We start from the raw sequence: 18367 nt of genomic DNA on the forward strand, positions 1-18367 counted from the left end.
CGTGGCCACACCGGACAACCTTGCACGGCCAAGCCAAGGGCGCGCCGCTGCACCAGGAGTCATGATGATTCTGAAATCCCAAGTGAACCCCCGGTCACCCGAATTTGCCCAGTCCCAGGCGGCCATGCTGGCGCAGGTCGACAACCTGCGTGCGCTGCTTGCCGAGGTAGCCCAGGGTGGCGGCGCCAAGGCTCAGGAGCGGCACACCTCGCGAGGCAAACTGCTGCCCCGCGAGCGAATCGAACGTCTGCTCGATGCCGGTTCCGCCTTTCTTGAAATCGGCCAGTTGGCTGCACACCAGGTCTACGGCGAAGACGTTCCGGCAGCCGGCCTGATCGCCGGGATCGGGCGCGTGGAAGGCGTGGAATGCATGATCGTGGCCAACGACGCGACGGTCAAAGGTGGCTCTTACTACCCGCTGACGGTGAAAAAGCACCTGCGGGCGCAGACCATTGCCTTGCAGAACCGTCTGCCGTGCATCTACCTGGTCGATTCTGGCGGCGCCAACTTGCCGCGCCAGGACGAGGTGTTTCCCGACCGTGAGCACTTCGGGCGGATTTTCTTCAACCAGGCCAACATGAGCGCACTGGGCATCGCCCAGATCGCCGTGGTGATGGGGTCATGCACCGCAGGCGGCGCCTACGTGCCGGCAATGGCGGACGAGGCAATCATGGTGCGTCAACAGGCCACCATCTTCCTGGCCGGCCCACCGCTGGTGAAGGCGGCCACAGGCGAGGTGGTGAGCGCCGAGGCGCTAGGCGGCGCCGATGTGCATTGCCGCACCAGCGGTGTAGCCGACCATTACGCCGAGAACGACGAGCATGCCCTGGCGCTGGCCAGGCGCTGCGTGGCCAATCTCAACTGGCGCAAGCTCGGTGCCCTGCAATGCAAGCCGCCGGTTGCGCCCTTGTATGCGGCGCAGGAGCTATACGGCGTGATTCCGGCTGACGCCAAGCAGCCTTTCGATGTGCGTGAAGTCATCGCACGGCTGGTCGATGGCTCGGTGTTCGATGAGTTCAAAGCCTTGTTCGGGACCACGCTGGTGTGCGGCTTCGCCCACCTGCACGGCTACCCGATCGCCATCCTGGCCAACAACGGCATCCTGTTTGCCGAGGCTGCGCAAAAAGGCGCGCACTTCATCGAGCTGGCTTGCCAGCGTGGTATCCCGCTGCTGTTCCTGCAGAACATCACGGGGTTCATGGTGGGCAAGAAGTACGAAGAAGGCGGCATCGCCAAGCATGGCGCCAAGTTGGTCACGGCCGTGGCCTGCGCGCAGGTACCCAAGTTCACGGTCATCATTGGCGGCAGTTTCGGTGCCGGCAACTACGGCATGTGCGGACGCGCCTACGACCCGCGCTTTCTCTGGATGTGGCCCAATGCGCGCATCGGGGTGATGGGCGCCGAACAGGCTGCCGGCGTGCTGGTGCAGGTCAAGCGCGAGCAGAGCGAGCGCAGCGGCGAGCCGTTTGGCGCCGAGGATGAGGCCAGGCTCAGGCAGCCGATCCTCGATCAGTACGAGCATCAGGGCCACCCCTACTACTCCAGCGCCCGCCTATGGGACGACGGCGTCATCGACCCAGCGCAGACCCGCGATGTGCTGGCCCTAGCCTTGTCTGCGGCGCTGAACGCACCGATCGAACCGAGCCGCTTCGGCATATTCAGGATGTGACCCCATGAGCGATTTCACTACGGTAGAGGTGAGCCACGATCCACGTGGCTTCGCCACCTTGTGGCTCAGCCGCGAGGACAAGCACAACGCCTTCAATGCCTTGATGATCCGCGAGCTGAACATTGCCCTGGGGCAGCTTGCCGACGACGCGGGCGTACGCTTCGTGTTGCTGCGTGGGCGGGGACGGCATTTCAGTGCCGGCGCCGACCTTGCGTGGATGCAGCAGTCGGCGCAGCTGGACTTCAACACCAACCTGGATGACGCACGCGAGCTGGGCGAGTTGATGTATGCACTGCACCGCATCAAGGTGCCGACCCTGGCAGTGGCCCAGGGCGCCGCATTCGGCGGCGCCCTGGGCCTGATCAGTTGCTGTGACATGGCCATCGGTGCCGAAGACGCCCAGCTGTGCCTGTCGGAAGTGCGCATCGGCTTGGCACCGGCGGTGATCAGTCCCTTCGTGGTCAAGGCCATTGGCGAGCGCGCCGCCCGCCGTTATGCACTCACGGCAGAGCGCTTCAGCGGGTTGCAGGCCCAGGCCCTTGGGTTGTTGGCCGAGGTGTACCCGGCCAGCCAGTTGGAGGCCAGCGTGAACCAGTGGGTTGAAACCCTTCTGGCCAATAGCCCCCAGGCAATGCGTGCGACCAAGGAGCTGTTGCGCGAGGTCGACGGCGGCACCCTCAGCCCTGGCCTGCGTCGTTATTGTGAGAACGCCATCGCGCGAATCCGCGTAAGCGCCGAGGGCCAGGAAGGCCTTCGTGCGTTTCTGGAAAAACGCCAACCTGCCTGGCAGGCCGATGCAAACAAGGAGCCACGCCCATGAACCGCCCGCCATTGACAACGTTGCTGGTGGCCAACCGTGGTGAAATCGCCTGCCGGGTGATGCGCACCGCCAAGGCCATGGGCCTGACCACGGTGGCGGTGCACAGCGCCATCGACCGTAATGCCCGCCACAGCCGGGAAGCCGATGTGTGCGTGGACCTGGGCGGCAACAAGGCGGCAGACAGTTACCTGCAGATCGACAAGCTGGTGGCAGCGGCCAAGGCAAGCGGTGCCCAGGCCATTCACCCGGGCTATGGCTTTCTTTCTGAAAACGCAGATTTTGCCCGCGCAGTCGAAGCCGCTGGCTTGATGTTCCTGGGCCCACCTGCGTCGGCCATCGACGCCATGGGCAGCAAGTCGGCCGCCAAGGCCTTGATGGAGTCCGCAGGCGTGCCGCTGGTGCCGGGCTATCACGGCCAGGCCCAGGACCTGGACACCTTCAAGCAAGCCGCCCGGCACGTCGGCTACCCGGTCCTGCTCAAGGCCAGCGCCGGTGGTGGCGGCAAGGGCATGAAGGTGGTCGAGGACGAAAGCCAGTTGGCCGATGCCCTGGCGTCGGCGCAACGTGAAGCCCTGTCATCCTTTGGCGATGCGCGGATGCTGGTGGAAAAGTACGTATTGAAGCCGCGCCATGTGGAGATCCAGATTTTTGCCGATCGCCATGGCCACTGCCTGTACCTCAACGAACGGGATTGCTCGATCCAGCGGCGTCACCAGAAGGTGGTCGAGGAAGCCCCTGCCCCGGGCCTTTCGGCAGACCTGCGCCGCGCCATGGGCGAGGCGGCAGTACGCGCGGCGCAGGCCATCGGCTATGTCGGCGCTGGCACCGTGGAATTTCTGCTGGACGCCCGTGGCCAGTTCTTCTTCATGGAAATGAACACGCGCCTGCAGGTGGAGCACCCCGTCACCGAGGCCATCACCGGCCTGGACCTGGTGGCCTGGCAGGTTCGCGTGGCTTGCGGTGAGCCCCTGCCCATCACCCAGGACCAGGTACCGCTCAACGGCCATGCCATCGAAGTGCGGCTGTACGCCGAAGATCCGGCCAATGACTTCTTGCCGGCCACCGGCACCCTGACGCTTTACCGGGAACCGGCTTGCGGCCCAGGCCGGCGCGTGGACAGTGGTGTGAGCGAGGGCGATGCGGTGTCGCCCTTCTACGACCCGATGCTGGGCAAACTGATCGCCTGGGGCGAAGACCGGGAGCAGGCCCGCCTGCGCTTGCTGGCCATGCTGGATGAGTTCGCGGTAGGCGGCGTCAAGACCAACATCGCCTTCCTGCGACGTATCCTGGCCCACCCTGGGTTTGCAGCAGCCGAGCTGGATACCGGCTTCATCCCGCGCCATCAGGAAACGCTGTTGCCCGCCGCGCAGGCATTGTCGGCCGAGGGCTGGGAGGCAGCAGCCCAGGCGTGGTTGCTGAGCGAACCTGCCTGCGCACGCGTGGACGACCCACACTCCCCGTGGGCCCGACAAGACGGGCTGCGCTTGGGGGCTGGAACTTCGCTGAGTGTGCATCTGACCCACAACGGGCATGACCAGGCCGTTACGCTTAACCAGAAGACCCAAGGCATCTGGAGCCTGCAAGGGGATTGGCTGATGCGAGAGCAGGCAGGCCTGCGCACCCGCCGCCTGGCCATTCGCAAAGGTGCCAGCCTGTATCTGCACTGGGATGGAGAACTCCACACCCTCGAAGCATTCGACCCGCTCGCCCAGGCAGCCATCGACCTTGTCCATCAAGGCGGCCTGACCGCCCCCATGAACGGCAGCATCGTGCGGGTACTGGTCGAGGTGGGTCAGGCGGTAGAGGCAGGTGCCCCGCTGGTGGTGCTGGAGGCCATGAAGATGGAGCACAGCATTCGGGCCCCCAAGGCCACCACGGTCAAAGCCTTGCTGTGCCAGGAAGGCGACATGGTCAGCGAGGGGGCAGCGCTGGTCGAACTGGAACCGTGAAGGCCGCGGGGTCGCGGTGCCTGACGGCCTGCGGCCCTTGCCTCACCGCACGGGCCACGTGGCCTCAGAACGCCCCGTGTACCCGCACTACCACGCCCAGGAACTCACAGCCGGTTTCGCAGAGCACCGTGGGGTAACGGGTGTTCAACGGCTTGAGCATCTTGTCGCCGCCTTCTTCGACCAATTGGCGTAGCACGGGGGCTTTGCCAGGCTGGCGTGCGATCACCAACCTGCCGGGCTCCACGGGCAACCCGGTATCGACCAGCACGCGCATGCCTTCGGGCACGCTCTTGCCGCTGGCAGCGTTCATCGAGTCGTTTTCCACGGCAAGCCAGAACGCATTGCCGGCAGGCATGTAGTCGGTCTGCTCGTGCACTTCGCTGGTTTCAGGCAACGGGCCCTGCAAGTCCGCCCACTTGAGCACCGGAAAGCGAAAGCTCGCATAGAGCAGGGCCTGTGCGGAAACAGGCGGCTCAGCACCGTAGTGGCCAGGTGATTCGCGCATCAGATCGCGCTCGACCACCATGACCTGGGCCTCCAGAAAGACCAGGCCGAGCTTTTCCAGTTTTTCGTTGATGGTCTCCAACGTGGGACGACGGGTGCCGCGAAGCCAGTGCCCTACCCCACCTTGCGTCATGCCCAGGCGCTCGGCCAGTTTCAACTGGCTGAGGTTGTGTTCGCGCTTGTAGCGCTTGAGAAATGCATTCCAATTTTCCATGAGCGGCAACAATACGGACTGTATTGGAAGCAGCAATACACAATCTGAATTATTTATTTGGCGCTAGAAAATACAAATTGACCTATGCTCTGAGTTCATTGTGTTTGACGAGAACCTGGAAGGTATCGCAATGAAACATCCGAAAAACGACGAAACAGATCTCGACAGCGAAGCCGCCCGCCGCGCGCTGGATTATTACCTAAACCCCAACCCGCCCCGCCCTACGCCTGAGAACAGGATTTGGACGCTTCACGAAGGCGTCACACGTGATCAAGCCCAGGAGCATGCCATTGCCCTGCTGCGCTGTGCGGCGGCAACCGCCCAGGAAACCGCCACCCACCAGCATGGTGGCCAGCGAGAGCTGCTGTTTGCCTTGATGCACATGATGGACATGGCTCGCGCGCTGCTGGAACACCAGCGCACGGCAGACCCCTCCGCTTGAGGCAGGTTGTCGTGAATGGGAGGGAACGCAGCAGGCGCTTGGCGTGCAAAGCCAAGGCCCCGCTTTGGGGGACAAGGAAGCGCAGCGGTAGATTTTCTACCGTCGTGTATAAAAAATCATTTGACTGGCAAATGATAACGATTATTATTGCACTCAGCTGATCGCGAGATCAGCTGGATAAACCGGAGCTTAGGTCGCTCTCGGATTATCTCCTCATCAGGCTAATCACGGTTTTTGACCCAGCTTTTTGCTGGGTCTTTTTTTTGGCTCTTCAGGCTAATGAAGATCGTGATGGCGGCGATGGTAGCAAAAGTGTTTCCGGGGGTGAACGGCCATTACAAAAGTTTGCCGATTCAGCACTTGAGAATCAATCTCGTTAAGTCTAAGCTCGGCTTCTACGGATGTCCCCATCTGCTCTCTAGCAAGGAACTGCTCATGACCCGCATGCTCTTGCGCCTCCATACGCCTCTGCCCGAGCACGCTGCCGATAGCGATGCTGCCCTGTTGCTCGCACTCAAGCGCCTGCCACGCGCTGCGCAACAAGTGTTTCTGCTAAGCCGTCTCGATCAGCTGGCCCAGGCCAGGGTCGCCACACGTCTAGGCTTGCCCCTACGCAGTGTCGAGCGTCTCATGGTCCAGGCGTTGCTCGCCGGTCAGCCCCGCCCCGATGGCCCGACGAGCCAGGCAGCTCGGTGGTATGTGCGTTTGCAGAGCCCGGACGTCACCGCCTGCGAGCGTATCGACTTTCGTCGCTGGCTGGACGCCTCGCCCAACCACCTGCAGGCGTTCCACGCTACTGAACTGCGCTGGCGCAGCCTTTACGCGCCCGCCCTGGCCTTGGGCCGCGATGGCTGGTATCGCAAGGGTCGCGCTGCCCTGTCGCTGGGTGGATGCTCGATTGCCGCCGCGCTGGGCATGGCCGTACTGGTCTTGCTGGGGCTGTGGACGTGAAAAGGAGCCATTGCCCGTAGCTGACGCCTGCGCTTTGAGCGCCTTACCACAGCGCGATGTCGTACGTCAGGTACAGCCGATTGCTGTCGCGTCCACGGGCAAAGTCCGAGCGGTACACATAGTTGCGCAGCTTGACGCCAAGCCCTTTGGCGGGGCCTGATTGCACGACATACGCAAGCTCTGCGTCGCGCTCCCATTCGCTCAGGCCCGCCGCGCCAGAACGGCCGTTATCACCGCTCAGGTAACGGGTCATGAAGGTCAACCCCGGCACCCCGGCAGCGGCGAAATTGTAGACATAGCTCGCCATCCAGGTCTTTTCATCTTCTTCGATGAACTTGCCGATGCCCACGTTGCTGAATGAGTACACCGTCGCGCCGCTGATGTATGGCAGTCCCGCTTTGCCATTGAGCTGCTGATAGCCTGCGCCGAACGTGTGGCCGGAATGCGTGTAGGCGATTTGGCCGCTGAGCATGTCATTGTCGATCGGGCCACCGTAGGCCGCACCGGTGCTTTTGCTTTTGAAGTAACGCAGGTCCGTGGTCAGCACACCGCCAGCCAGCGCATGGTCGTGAACCAAGCCGGCGAAGTCCTGACGGTAGAAGTGCTCGAGCTGGCCGTGGTAGTAGCTCAGGCGCAGCTGTTTGCTGAAGGTGTAGTCGGCGCCGGCAAAGCTGAAGTCTCCGGCTTCGCCGCCACTGTAGCCGTCCAGGTACAGGCCGGTGCTGTTCGATGAATCGCGCTGCTTGAAACGAGTCAGGTGCCCGGCCGTGAGGGTCAAATTATCGAGTGCGGTACTGGTGAGCTGCGTGCCTTGGTAGGTTTGCGGCATCAAGCGAGCATCGTTGTGCACCAGCACTGGTAACTTGGGCAACAGGGTGCCATGCCTGACGACGCTCTGCCCAACACGCGCCTTGACCGTAACGCCGGCACTGGCGAACGTGTCGGCGGCCCGGCCATCGTCATGCACAGGCAACAGGCCCGTGCCACTGCGGCCACGCCCCGAATCCAGGCGCACGCCCAACAGGCCCAGTGCATCGAGCCCCAGACCCAGGGTACCGGGGGTGTAACCCGACTGGTAGTCGAGCAAGAAGCCCTGCGCCCACTCGGTACGCTCACTCTTGGCAGTGCCTGCGGCGCGGGGACTCATACCCTGTTCGTCGCGAAAGTTCTCGTTGAAATAGACGTTGCGCAGTTGCAGCTTGAGCTTGCTGTCTTCAATGAAATCGGTAGCGCCGGCCACAGGCAGGCAGCCGCAGAGCAGGCCACAGGCGGCCCCTCGCGCGAGGGTCAAGGACATGATCGGTACTCTGTTGTTGTTTTTAGGGTGTAAGCGATGGCGGGCGCCCGGCGGCGCCCGCACCGTTCAGACGAAGAACGACAGCGCGCCGGTCAACACCGCCAATGCAGTGATGACCAGCGAAGTGAGCACAGCCCACTTCACCGTGGCTTTCTGGAAGTCGCCGATGTCCTTGTCGACCATGCCCACCAGCAGCAGGGTCGAGGCGACCAACGGGCTCATCAAGTGCACCGGCTGGCCCAGCACCGAGGCGCGGGCGATCTCCACCGGGTCGATGCCATAGGCGGCGGCTGCGTTGGCCAGGATCGGCACCACGCCGAAATAATAGGCATCGTTGGACAGCACGAAGGTAAGCGGCATGCTGGTCAGCGCCACCACCAGCGGGAACCAGTGGCTCCAGGCTTCCGGGATCCAGTCCACGAGGGTTTGCGCCAGGGCATCGACCATCTTGGTGCCCGAGAAGATACCGGCAAAGATACCGGCGGCGAACACCAGCAGCACCACGGTCATGGCGTTGCCCGAATGGGCCAGGATGCGTTCTTTCTGCAGTTCCAGTTGCGGGTAGTTGATCATCAGCGCAGCAACGAAACCGATCATGAACAGGATCGCCGCGTGCATCAGGCCCAGCACCAGCGCGGTCATGACCACGATGACCAGCACCAGGTTCACATAGGCCAGACGCGGGCGCTTGTGGGGCGTATCACCCAGGATTTCCTTGATGTAGCAGTTGCCGCCGCCGGACTCCAGGGCCACGTTGCCAATGCGGCGTCGTTCGGCACGGCCCAGCAGGTAGGCGGTGAACACCACCCAGGCGGCGCCACCGATCACCGTGGGCAGCATGGGAATGAAATAGTCGGTGGCATCGAGCCCAAGTGCTGCGATGGCGCGGGTGGCAGGCCCGCCCCAGGGGCTCATGCCACTCATGATGCTCAGCGACAGCATCGATACCGTTGCCAGGATCATCGGGTTCATGCCGATGCGCTTGTACAAGGGCAGCATGGCCGCGCAGGTGATCATGTAGGTGGTGGTGCCGTCGCCGTCCAGCGCCACCAGCAGCGACAGCAATGCAGTGCCAATGGCGATCTTGATGGGGTCGCCGTTGACGCGCTTGAGGATTTTACGGATCAGAGGGTCGAACAGGCCGGCATCGATCATCAAGCCGAAAAACAGGATGGCGAACAGCAGCAAGGCGGCCGACGGGGCTACCATTTTCAGCCCGTCGAGCATCATCTTGCCAAGGTCAGGCGCAAAGCCCCCCACCAGTGCGAAGACGATCGGCACGACCGTCAAGGCGACGATCGGGGACAGGCGTTTGCTCATGATCAGGTAGGTGAACGTCACCACCATGATCAGGCCCAGGAGTGCGAGCATGGCTTTTTCTCTTTTGTTTTTATCCGGGTTGGGCCGTCGATGGCGCAGACGAGCCCCCTACCCGCGCGCGTTCCTGCGCGCGGGTTGCAGCGTTTTGAGGTCAGGGTGTTGCGGGCGTCTTAGCCGTGATGGCTTGGCTTGGCGACCCAGGTGGCGTCAGGGCCGACCGTGGTGGGTGCCGGCTCGACCACAGGCTCGCCATTGAGGCGGCTGAGCAGTATCTGCTTGTCACACGCGTTTTCGGAAATCGACACCACCACGGTGGCCACGGCGTTGCTGGCAAGGCTCGTGAGGGCGCGAGCCTCTGACATGAAGCGGTCGATGCCGATCAGCAGGGCCAGGCCTGCCAACGGGATGTCGTGGATGACTGTCAGGGTCGAGGCCAAGGCCACGAAGCCGCTACCGGTCACGCCCGCTGCGCCTTTTGACGACAGCAGCATGATCGCCAGCATGGTCACCACCTGGCCCAGGCTCAGGTCGATGTTGCAGGCCTGGGCAATGAACACGGCGGCCAAGGACAGGTAGATCGCCGTACCGTCGAGGTTGAACGAGTAGCCGGTAGGCAGTACCAGGCCGACGACCCCTTTCTTGCAGCCAAGCTTTTCCAGCTTCTCCAGCATGCGCGGCAACACAGGTTCCGTGGAAGAAGTGCCCAGCACCACCAGGAACTCTTCGCGGAAATAGCGCAGCAGCTTCCACAGGCTGAAACCATGGGCGCGGCAGATGCCGCCCAGCACGACCAGGACGAAGAACGCACAGGCAATGTAGAGCGTACCGATCAGCTTGGCGAGCGACCCCAGCGAGGTGACGCCGTACTGCCCGACCGTGAACGCCAGGGCACCGAACGCACCGACCGGTGCGAAACGCATGAGGTAGCCGAAGATGCGGAACACCATGGCCGAGGCCGCTTCCAGTACGTCCAGCACCGGCTTGCCCTTCTCGCCCATGGACGACAGCGCGAAACCGCTGAGCACGGCAATGAACAGCACGGGGAGCACTTCACCCTTGTTGAACGCCCCCATGAAGGTGTCCGGGATGATGTGCATGAAAAAGTCCACCACGCCCAGTTTGGCGGCCGAGGCGGTGAACTGGGTCAGGCCTTCGGTGCTCAGGGTGGCCGGGTCGATGTTCATGCCGACCCCTGGCTTGAACAGGTACACCGCAGCCAGGCCGATGATCAGGCTGACAATGGTCAGCCCCAGGAAAAGCAATAGTGTCTTGCTCATCAAGCGCCCGAGCGAGCGCTTGTCGGTCATGCCGGCTATACCGGTGACGATGGTGCAGAACACCACGGGCGCGATCATCATCTTGACCAGCTTGATGAAGGCATCGCCCAAGGGCTTGAGCGCAACGGCCTGTTGCGCCCAGAAGTGACCGAACACTACGCCCAGCACGACGGCGCAGAGGATCTGGAAGTACAGCGATTTGGCAAGTTTCATGAGGCATCACCCATTGTTCATATTGTGCGGATGCGCTTGTTGCAAGGTACAGCGGTCGACCCTTGAGGTGGCTAGCCAGCCAACCTGCGCAAGGTAGGCGCGTAGACGAACCCTGAAAAGAGCCGCCGGGCAGTACGTACTACAGAGGCTTGCAGGGTCTTGCCATCAGCGCCGCTGCGTGACAACGCGACGTCGATGCCACCACTTGGATGCTCAAGACGAACCTGGCTCAGGTCCAAGGCTTGTTCGCCCAGCAGATCCACAATGACGCTGCCGGGGCTGACACAGGCTGTGGCCAGCCCCACAGCACCGGTGATCGCCAGGGCACGGTGGCAATTGTGCGGCATGAAGTAGCGCACCTGGAGCGTGCCGTCGTAGCGCGGCTTGGACACCAGCACCGGCTTGGGGATCACCATGCCGCTGACATCGCCAAGGCCCATGGCCTTGCCGGCTTTGAGGCGCAGGGCTTCCAGACGCTTGAGCAGAGGGCCGTTGGCGTCGAGCTCGTCGGGCGTTTCGGCGCCGGTCATGCCCAGGTCACTGGCCTGGATGACCATCATGGGCATGGCCATGTCGATACAGGTCATGGGCACGCCATCGATCACATCCTTGGCTTGCCCAGTGGGGAACAGCTTGCCGGTCTTGCTGCCAACTGCATCAAGGAAGGTCAGGTGCACCGGCGCGGCAGTGCCGGGCACGCCATCGATGGCGGTACGCCCTTCATAGCGCACGATGCCACCCGGGGTTTCCACCAGCGAGTTGACGAAGGTGCCCGTGTTCAGGTTACGAATGCGCACCAGGGTCTTGCCTTCCTGGCCCTTGACCAGCCCTTGCTCGATGGCGAAAGGACCGACCGCGCACAGCATGTTGCCGCAGTTGGGCGCAGTGTCCACGCGGCGCTGGGCGACCATCACCTGCACGAACAGGTAATCGACGTCGGCGTCGGCATGCAGCGACGGGCTGATGATCGCGACCTTGCTGGTCTGCGGGCTGCCGCCACCGATACCGTCGATCTCCAGCTCATGGCCGGACCCCATCAGGTCGATGAGCAATTCATCGCGTTCGACCACATTGGCAGGCAAGTCCCAGGCATGAAAGAACGGCCCTTTTGAGGTGCCGCCGCGCATGAGTACGCAAGGAATTCGTTGCATGATTTCGCACTCTTGTTGATCAATGGACATCATTGATGCCGTGAGCAAAAGAGTGACAGGGATGGATAAATCATTCCAATGCAAATATCGTAGCGATTATTCCGTTTTACAACATAATAAAAATCGACTTCGACCTGAGGTGAATCGTGGAATATGAGCTTCAAGACATACGATCTTTCGTGAAAATCGCCGAACTCGGCAGCTTCCACGAGGCCGCCGAGGTGCTGCATCTGTCACAACCGGCATTGAGCCGGCGGATCAAGAAGCTGGAGGAAGGGTTGGGCACCTCGCTGTTGGAGCGCACCACCCGCCGTGTCAGCCTGACCAGTGTGGGACGCGATTTTCTGCCCAAGGCCAGGCGCCTGCTGGACGACTTCGAGGATTCGATTCTCAGCATCCGGGAGCTGGCCGAGCGCCAGACCGGGCAGGTGACGCTGGCCTGTATCCCGACTGCAGCGTTCTATTTCTTGCCGTCGGTGATCCGCGACTACAACGACCAGTACCCCAAGATCCGCATTCGCCTGTTGGACCTGAGCGCCAATGATGGCCTGGAGGCCGTGCTGCGCGGGGAAGCCGATTTTGGCATCAACATGATGAGCGGCCAGCATCCGGACATCGAGTTCGTGTCCTTGGTGCAAGAGCACTTCGTGCTGGCCTGCCGGCGCGATCACCCATTGGCCAACCGCAATGCAGTGACCTGGACCGAGCTTGCCGACTATCGATTGATCGGTGTCGGCCGATTGAGCGGCAACCGCATGTTGCTCGACCACGCTCTGGCCGGGCTGAATCTGCGGCCCAAATGGTTCTACGAAGTGCAGCACCTGTCCACGTCCCTGGGCATGGTCGAGGCCGGGCTTGGCGTATCGGCCATGCCTAGCCTGGCCATGCCCAGTGCAGACCACCCTACCCTGGTAAGCGTGCCGTTGATTGAGCCGCAAGTCACCCGCACCTTGGGCCTGGTCTACCGCCGCGGCGCCTCGCTGTCGCCGGCAGCGGAGAAGTTCGTGTCGATCCTGCTGGAGAAATGGCCGAACCGCTGAGCATGAAACAATCTTAACGCCGGTTAATTCAGCGCTGGGCCCGCCTGCCAATAAGCTGTGCGTTTTATCCGGAGTTTTCCCATGCTCAAGACGTTGTCCTGCACGGCACTGCTGGTCGCCACCTTTGCCTGCTCTGCCGCAGAGCCCACCCCTGACCAGGCCCCCACGCTGACCGTGCTCAGCTCCGGCGGCATCATGGGCGCCATCCGCAACGTTGCACCGGCTTATGAACACACCTACGGGGTCAAGCTCAACGTGCTCGCCGCGCCATCGATGGGCCAGACCCCGCAAGCCATCCCGAATCGGCTGCAACGGGGCGAGCCGGCCGATGTGGTGCTGATGGTGGGCTCGGCGTTGGACAAGTTGGTCACCGACGGCAAGGCCGACAAGGCCAGCCGCATCGACCTGGGCAAGTCGTTCATTGCCATGGCCGTACGCAAAGGTGAGCCCAAGCCGGCTATCGGCACAATGGGTGAGTTGCGTCAGGTGCTGCTCGATAGCCCCTCGGTTGCCTACTCCGACAGTGCCAGCGGGGTCTACCTGTCCAAAACCTTGTTCCCGAGCATGAACCTGGGCGAAGGCTTCACCCACAAAGCCCACATGATCCCCGCCGAGCCCGTCGGCAAGGTGGTCGCACGCGGCCAGGCAGCCATCGGGTTCCAGCAACTGAGCGAGCTCAAGCCGGTGGCCGGCATCGACATCGTGGGGCTGATCCCGGCCGAGGGGCAAAAGATGACGATGTATTCGGGTGCGGTGGTTGCCAACAGCCAGCACCGAGCGGCGGCCCAGGCGCTGCTTGACTACATGGCCTCTGCCCAGGCGGACGCCGCCATCGAGAAAAGCGGCCTGACCCCGCTGCCGCACACGGCCCACTAAACTTCAACCCTCGCCCGGGCACGTTGATCAAAGGCGTGCCCTGCCGGCGTACCGCAGCGTCTGAGACCCATCCTTCCTCGTTCCCAAGGCCGTCGCGATGCAAGACATGCTGCAAGAGATCCTCGACCAGGTGCGCCCACTGCTCAGCCAGGGTCAGGTCGCGCAATACATCCCCGCCCTGGCCCAGGTCGACCCCAACCAGCTGGGTATCGCAGTGCACAGCCTTGATGGCCAACTGCACTGCGCTGGCGATGCCTATACGCCCTTTTCCATCCAGAGCATTTCCAAGGTGTTCAGCCTGGTCCAGGCGATCAACCATAGCGGCGAAGACATCTGGTCACGCCTGGGTTACGAGCCTTCGGGGCAGGCCTTCAATTCGCTGGTGCAGCTGGAGGTGGAAAAGGGTCGCCCGCGCAACCCGTTCATCAATGCTGGCGCACTGGTGATCTGCGACATCAACCAGTCACGCTTCGCCACCCCAGCCCTGTCGATGCGCGACTTCGTTCGCCGCCTGGCTGGCAACCCGCGCATCGTCAGCGACACGGTGGTGGCCGAGTCCGAATACCAGCACCGCGCACGCAATGCCGCCATGGCCTGGCTGATGACCGCGTTTGGCAACTTTCGTAACGACGTGGACGCGGTGCTGAGCAGCTACTTCCATCACTGCGCGCTGTCGATGAACTGCGTCGACGTAGCGCGGGGCTTTGCGTTTCTGGCCAACAGCGGCTATTGCCCGCACAGCGGTGAACACGTGCTCAGCGCACGTCAGACCCAGCAGGTGAACGCGATCATGGCTACCAGCGGCTTGTACGACGAAGCCGGCAATTTCGCCTATCGTGTGGGCCTGCCGGGCAAGAGTGGCGTGGGCGGTGGCATCGTGGCAGTGGTCCCCGGGCGGTACAGCATTTGCGTCTGGTCCCCAGCGCTCAACGCTTCTGGCAATTCGCTGGCTGGTATTCGTGCATTGGAATTGCTGAGTGAGCGTATTACGGGGTCGGTTTTTTCGGCGGTACCTTGAGGGCCATTTCCTACACGTCGGAACTCTTGTCAGACGTGCAAACCCCTTGTTTACAGTCAAGTACGATCGTCCCAAGTAAGATCCTGATGCACATACAGGCCCTCAGGGAGAGCAGCCATGAGCATCAACAGCAAAAGACGACGTGACCTGAAAAAAGCCAAGAGAAAGCCTGCTAGCGGCGGCGGTAGCGGTCTGCAGCCGCGAGCTCTCTACCAGCTGAATAGCTTTCGCAAAGCGTACATCAAGAGCTGGGGCATCAACTCCGAAGGTCACTTGGCCCAGGGCCACTACCCCTGGATGGCCGAACGCGTGAAGGGCTTCCCACGTACCCTGGAGATCGGTTGTGGCGTCGGCCATTCCACGCTGGCGCTGCTGCAACAGGGGCATACCGTCGTGTGCGTGGAAGAGAACCCCCAGTGCATTGCGGCGACGCGCAAGCGGCTGGCCGACGAAGGCTTCTGCGTCGAGGTCATTGCCAGGGAAACGCCGGTTAGCCTCGATGAAAACGCCTACCGGCTGATCTACAGCGAAATCCCAGAAGCGCCCGAAGCGGACTGTTTGCTCATCGAGGGCGATGCCCTGAACGACCCCGCCCTCGAAGCATGGCTCGAACGTCAGCCCAAGTTCGACGCCGTCGCGTGCTGGTTGCTGGGTACCCATGATGCACGTGGGCACAACGCCGCGGTCGATCTGGCACTGATGCCCACAGCCTATGAACATCGGATCTTCGTGCAGAACCGGGTTTACGAGATTGCTGATCGTATTCTTCGCTCAGGTGGCGTGCTGTCAGTGATCGACCGGGCTCAGACGCCGACCACACAGGATATGGTCGAGAAATTGCTGCAGCACCATCGCGAGCAGGCCAGCGTGACGTCCCTGGTGGTGCAACCTGTGGAACACACGCCGCACGTCGAGTCTGAGCAGCAAGGCGCCATGCGTATGATGACCACTAACCCCCTCGATGCTGCAATGGCATTCACGCCTGACGACCCGCCTACGATGTCGCTATGCTCGACGACGTCAGTCAAGCCATGAGGTAGGCGGCTCGTACCCAGGCCAGGTGTTCGGGGATGGATTGATCTGCAAAAAAAGATAGGGGTGTGAAAGAACTGGACCAGAGGCAGGCGCGGCCTTAGTTGTCGTTCGGTTCAGTTCCTTCACACACGGGTGCAGTGTCAGGGGGTAGAGAGCCCTGCACAACTGGCAAAATTAACAGCTGTGCGGGGCTTGAACTTGCCTCTATTGTAGTATTCGTCTGACCGGTATCAATTCGGCTTTATTAGAGCTTGCCACGTGGAATCCAAGTATTCTGCTCCGCACACTGGACGCCAATCTGCAAATTGTGTTCCTTGAGATAAGGCTCGCCCTGGTTATCAATCAAGTAGAAAACTTCATGCAGATATTGATTTCCAGTGGCGTCCTTGTAACAGCGGAATGCGGTGTTTGCAGGGAAGGCCTTACGAATATCAGAGAACATCGTTTCATGGCCGATCATCTGCTTGAACGCGGCTTCGTTCGCGAAGGTGACCGCCTTGCGAAACGTTACAAAGTTCTGGAAGTATTGCTCCATCGTCTGGCCTGAACACGTGCCGTGCTTTTTCCATTCGTGCGCGAACATCCCGGCGGGATCGCTGGGCACCAATGCCCTCAAGTCGGCATTGGCGAGCGCCTTGTCAATGTCGTCTTCACTCATGGCGCATGCCTTACCCTCTTCACAGGCCGGCGACCGAGTGCAGAACTGAGGATGGCGGTTGGTATATTTCCCAATACTCTCGCTATAGGGCCAAATCCCGTGGGTTAGAAAGCGCTGTGGGGGTTGCTCGCAGCCAGCCGTCGCTGGTTTCATCTTGCAGAACGTCGGTTGCCAGGTTACGGAATACACCAAGAAGCTTACAGGAGGTGCGTCGGCATCGGCTTGCTCGTTCGGATCCAATGCCATGGCGGTGTTGATCCAGGCGAACGAAAAAAGAAGCAGGCTTGCGGTCAGTAGGCGCATGAGTTCATTCCCTTGAAGATAAGCGCCGTCGGTGTGACGGCTCCTCAATCAGACTGAGATTGCGATAAGAGGTCTACTGGCAAAAAAATCAGGCTCCGTTCTTCTCCCATGAGCACGATCCCACATCAAGGCGTACTGAAGCCGACAATGTTGTAGACAAATTCGTGAGCCTCGCGCTGCCTGCCGATACTCGGGTCCTGCACCCTGACACGATCGTCATCATGCACGACCAGTACATGATCGTGGTCGAGCACTTCCACGCCTTCTGGCTTGTGATTGAACGCCACGGCAGAACCGTCCGGCTGTTTCACAGGCTGGGGCTGGCCTATCTGTTTACCCTGATAAGGCAGTACCCAGAGATAGCCGCCGAGCTCGTCACCCTTTTCAAAACTCGTCACGGCGTAGAAACGGTCTTTGTTGTAACGGTCGAACTTAATGCCGGAGAGCCCCAGCTCCGGACGGGGTGAATGGGCAGGGCCCAGCTTTTTAGCCATCTCATCTGCCGGGATACGCCAGACGACTTCAAGTTCATCACCCAAGACGGCCTGTTGCGGGTCGATCCGAAAGGGCACGGACAGTAACAGAAACGAGAACACGGTGGCCTTGCTGTTCTCACCATACTCGCGCACGCCTATCAGCAGCCGATCGTCAGGTGCCGTCGTCAGGGCTTCGATCTGGTAGTAAGGCGACCCTACGGCTTTGCTGATGCGCTCACGCAAATCTCGCGAACTGGCAACATTTCCTCGCGTTGACTCACTGACGATTTTTGCATCGGCAGACGCGTCTGCGGGCCAATACAGCAGTGTATTGAGTGCATCTGCCGCTGGGTTTTCTGCCGTCCCCTCCTTGTTGAATGCCGTGATGGCAATCACGTACTTACCGTCCAGCGTGGTTGTGAGCCCTCATACTTGTCTGCATGCTTAAGTGTCTGGCTATCCAGGTAACGAGGCTGCCCAGCCAGCCGATTTTGATCGTCCAGCCCGATTGTGAAAATGGCAGGGTCACCAGGGTTGGGCATCTGCTTGTCATTTGCCAATACAACCCGATTGCCCAACCGCACGACACCAGAGACCTCACAGTTCACCGCACTGCCTTTCTCGTGACACGCCGCAAGATGCGTTTGCACAGATTGCGCCGGATCGCTGATAGGCGCTGCGTGGAGGCTGGGCCAATAGGCTGTCGCCCCAGCAAACACGATCACCATGATTGATCTGCTCATTTGAACCTTCCTTGGCAAAGCGGTTGCGTTGAAGAGGTAACGTACATTGAGAATAGCCTCAGTGACACTGGCAATTTTGATAGGTATTTCGGGCTGCTTGTGGGTACTTAGTTGATTGAAACATACCGGGAGATTAGGCATCAAAGCCGGCCTGCCACGAGACCTCCTAACGGCCAGGAACTCCCTGCGAGACGATAGGAGCACGTGTGAGTAAGAGTCGAGCCTCAGGCGATCGTTTGATCGCGGCATGCCTTTAGCATGGGTCGGTGTGAAGATATCTGCGATTCACGTCCCAAGCTTCATTTGATAGTTCATAATGCTTGGCCATCGCAGAATTCCCTCGCGTAGATGGCTGAAAAATTTACAGAACTTTGGCTTTCAAGGCGCAGCAGTCCGGTGTGTCGGAATCTC

General features: G+C 61.2%; 17 protein-coding genes. 9 read left to right on the top strand and 8 right to left on the bottom strand.

What is annotated here, in order from left to right; genetic code table 11:
• Window positions 1–61: 61 nt before the first annotated feature.
• Genes CWR53_RS14035 through CWR53_RS14045 form a run of 3 tightly spaced genes read left to right on the top strand, consistent with a single transcriptional unit; the run spans window position 62 to window position 4438 of the window.
• Window positions 62–1669 carry a carboxyl transferase domain-containing protein gene (locus tag CWR53_RS14035; protein ID WP_100851887.1) on the top strand — a complete coding sequence of 536 codons (1608 nt, stop codon included), beginning with the start codon at window positions 62–64 and terminating at the stop codon, window positions 1667–1669.
• A 4-nt stretch (window positions 1670–1673) separates the two neighbouring features.
• Window positions 1674–2489 carry a gamma-carboxygeranoyl-CoA hydratase gene (locus CWR53_RS14040; protein WP_100851888.1) on the top strand — a complete coding sequence of 272 codons (816 nt, stop codon included), beginning with the start codon at window positions 1674–1676 and terminating at the stop codon, window positions 2487–2489.
• Entirely contained in the window at window positions 2486–4438 is a 1953-nt protein-coding gene (locus tag CWR53_RS14045; RefSeq protein ID WP_100851889.1) for an acetyl/propionyl/methylcrotonyl-CoA carboxylase subunit alpha, read from the top strand. Before CWR53_RS14040 ends, CWR53_RS14045 begins: the two co-directional genes overlap by 4 nt.
• Window positions 4439–4502: 64 nt before the next feature.
• Here CWR53_RS14045 and CWR53_RS14050 read toward each other — a convergent pair whose 3' ends face one another.
• Entirely contained in the window at window positions 4503–5156 is a 654-nt protein-coding gene (locus CWR53_RS14050) for a LexA family transcriptional regulator (protein ID WP_058605058.1), read from the bottom strand.
• Between the two features lie 130 nt (window positions 5157–5286).
• Between CWR53_RS14050 and CWR53_RS14055 the strand changes: the two genes are divergently transcribed.
• Window positions 5287–5598, top strand: coding sequence for a DUF6124 family protein (locus tag CWR53_RS14055; RefSeq protein ID WP_058605059.1), 312 nt, complete (start codon window positions 5287–5289; stop codon window positions 5596–5598).
• 435 nt (window positions 5599–6033) lie between these two features.
• Window positions 6034–6549 (top strand): DUF4880 domain-containing protein, encoded by a 516-nt coding sequence (locus CWR53_RS14060; RefSeq protein ID WP_078478323.1) that lies wholly within the window; start codon window positions 6034–6036, stop codon window positions 6547–6549.
• Window positions 6550–6592: 43 nt separating this feature from the next.
• On the opposite strand, the gene CWR53_RS14065 is transcribed toward CWR53_RS14060, so the two are convergent.
• The 4 genes from CWR53_RS14065 to CWR53_RS14080 form a co-directional block, all read right to left on the bottom strand.
• Window positions 6593–7846 carry an OprD family porin gene (locus CWR53_RS14065; protein WP_100851890.1) on the bottom strand — a complete coding sequence of 418 codons (1254 nt, stop codon included), beginning with the start codon at window positions 7844–7846 and terminating at the stop codon, window positions 6593–6595.
• Window positions 7847–7912: 66 nt separating this feature from the next.
• The gene (locus tag CWR53_RS14070; RefSeq protein ID WP_027916232.1) at window positions 7913–9217 is read right to left on the bottom strand and encodes a CitMHS family transporter; all 1305 of its coding nucleotides are present in this window, start codon (window positions 9215–9217) and stop codon (window positions 7913–7915) included.
• A 119-nt stretch (window positions 9218–9336) separates the two neighbouring features.
• Window positions 9337–10656, bottom strand: coding sequence for a C4-dicarboxylate transporter DctA (gene dctA, locus CWR53_RS14075; protein ID WP_100851891.1), 1320 nt, complete (start codon window positions 10654–10656; stop codon window positions 9337–9339).
• Window positions 10657–10727: 71 nt separating this feature from the next.
• A complete protein-coding gene (locus CWR53_RS14080) occupies window positions 10728–11807 on the bottom strand; it encodes a 4-oxalomesaconate tautomerase (protein WP_078479404.1) in 1080 nt (359 codons plus the stop codon).
• 146 nt (window positions 11808–11953) lie between these two features.
• Between CWR53_RS14080 and CWR53_RS14085 the strand changes: the two genes are divergently transcribed.
• The 4 genes from CWR53_RS14085 to CWR53_RS14100 all read left to right on the top strand — a co-directional run bounded on the left by CWR53_RS14085 (window position 11954) and on the right by CWR53_RS14100 (window position 15776).
• Window positions 11954–12847, top strand: a complete 894-nt coding sequence (locus CWR53_RS14085; RefSeq protein WP_100851892.1) for a LysR family transcriptional regulator — start codon at window positions 11954–11956, stop codon at window positions 12845–12847.
• 81 nt (window positions 12848–12928) lie between these two features.
• A complete protein-coding gene (locus CWR53_RS14090) occupies window positions 12929–13723 on the top strand; it encodes a substrate-binding domain-containing protein (protein ID WP_078478320.1) in 795 nt (264 codons plus the stop codon).
• A 97-nt stretch (window positions 13724–13820) separates the two neighbouring features.
• Window positions 13821–14741 (top strand): glutaminase B, encoded by a 921-nt coding sequence (glsB, locus tag CWR53_RS14095; protein WP_100851893.1) that lies wholly within the window; start codon window positions 13821–13823, stop codon window positions 14739–14741.
• A 117-nt stretch (window positions 14742–14858) separates the two neighbouring features.
• Window positions 14859–15776, top strand: a complete 918-nt coding sequence (locus CWR53_RS14100; protein WP_100851894.1) for a class I SAM-dependent methyltransferase — start codon at window positions 14859–14861, stop codon at window positions 15774–15776.
• Window positions 15777–16020: 244 nt separating this feature from the next.
• Here the strand turns inward: CWR53_RS14100 and CWR53_RS14105 are convergent, their stop codons facing one another.
• The 3 genes from CWR53_RS14105 to CWR53_RS23240 form a co-directional block, all read right to left on the bottom strand.
• Window positions 16021–16737, bottom strand: coding sequence for a ribonuclease (locus tag CWR53_RS14105; RefSeq protein ID WP_100851895.1), 717 nt, complete (start codon window positions 16735–16737; stop codon window positions 16021–16023).
• A gap of 125 nt (window positions 16738–16862) precedes the next feature.
• Window positions 16863–17609 (bottom strand): hypothetical protein, encoded by a 747-nt coding sequence (locus CWR53_RS14110; RefSeq protein WP_258313158.1) that lies wholly within the window; start codon window positions 17607–17609, stop codon window positions 16863–16865.
• Entirely contained in the window at window positions 17606–17956 is a 351-nt protein-coding gene (locus CWR53_RS23240; protein ID WP_258313159.1) for a hypothetical protein, read from the bottom strand. Before CWR53_RS23240 ends, CWR53_RS14110 begins: the two co-directional genes overlap by 4 nt.
• Between the last annotated feature and the right edge of the window lie 411 nt (window positions 17957–18367).

Source organism: Pseudomonas sp. SGAir0191, from assembly GCF_002812565.2.
In the GTDB taxonomy this organism is placed as follows: Bacteria; Pseudomonadota; Gammaproteobacteria; order Pseudomonadales; family Pseudomonadaceae; genus Aquipseudomonas; species Aquipseudomonas parafulva_B.

Coding starts and splice junctions, on each gene's coding strand:
- CWR53_RS14035 (WP_100851887.1), top strand. CDS start 62: ATGATGATTCTGAAATCCCAAGTGAACCCCCGGTCACCCGAATTTGCC.
- CWR53_RS14040 (WP_100851888.1), top strand. CDS start 1,674: ATGAGCGATTTCACTACGGTAGAGGTGAGCCACGATCCACGTGGCTTC.
- CWR53_RS14045 (WP_100851889.1), top strand. CDS start 2,486: ATGAACCGCCCGCCATTGACAACGTTGCTGGTGGCCAACCGTGGTGAA.
- CWR53_RS14050 (WP_058605058.1), bottom strand. CDS start 5,156: ATGGAAAATTGGAATGCATTTCTCAAGCGCTACAAGCGCGAACACAAC.
- CWR53_RS14055 (WP_058605059.1), top strand. CDS start 5,287: ATGAAACATCCGAAAAACGACGAAACAGATCTCGACAGCGAAGCCGCC.
- CWR53_RS14060 (WP_078478323.1), top strand. CDS start 6,034: ATGACCCGCATGCTCTTGCGCCTCCATACGCCTCTGCCCGAGCACGCT.
- CWR53_RS14065 (WP_100851890.1), bottom strand. CDS start 7,846: ATGTCCTTGACCCTCGCGCGAGGGGCCGCCTGTGGCCTGCTCTGCGGC.
- CWR53_RS14070 (WP_027916232.1), bottom strand. CDS start 9,217: ATGCTCGCACTCCTGGGCCTGATCATGGTGGTGACGTTCACCTACCTG.
- dctA (WP_100851891.1), bottom strand. CDS start 10,656: ATGAAACTTGCCAAATCGCTGTACTTCCAGATCCTCTGCGCCGTCGTG.
- CWR53_RS14080 (WP_078479404.1), bottom strand. CDS start 11,807: ATGCAACGAATTCCTTGCGTACTCATGCGCGGCGGCACCTCAAAAGGG.
- CWR53_RS14090 (WP_078478320.1), top strand. CDS start 12,929: ATGCTCAAGACGTTGTCCTGCACGGCACTGCTGGTCGCCACCTTTGCC.
- glsB (WP_100851893.1), top strand. CDS start 13,821: ATGCAAGACATGCTGCAAGAGATCCTCGACCAGGTGCGCCCACTGCTC.
- CWR53_RS14100 (WP_100851894.1), top strand. CDS start 14,859: ATGAGCATCAACAGCAAAAGACGACGTGACCTGAAAAAAGCCAAGAGA.
- CWR53_RS14105 (WP_100851895.1), bottom strand. CDS start 16,737: ATGCGCCTACTGACCGCAAGCCTGCTTCTTTTTTCGTTCGCCTGGATC.
- CWR53_RS23240 (WP_258313159.1), bottom strand. CDS start 17,956: ATGAGCAGATCAATCATGGTGATCGTGTTTGCTGGGGCGACAGCCTAT.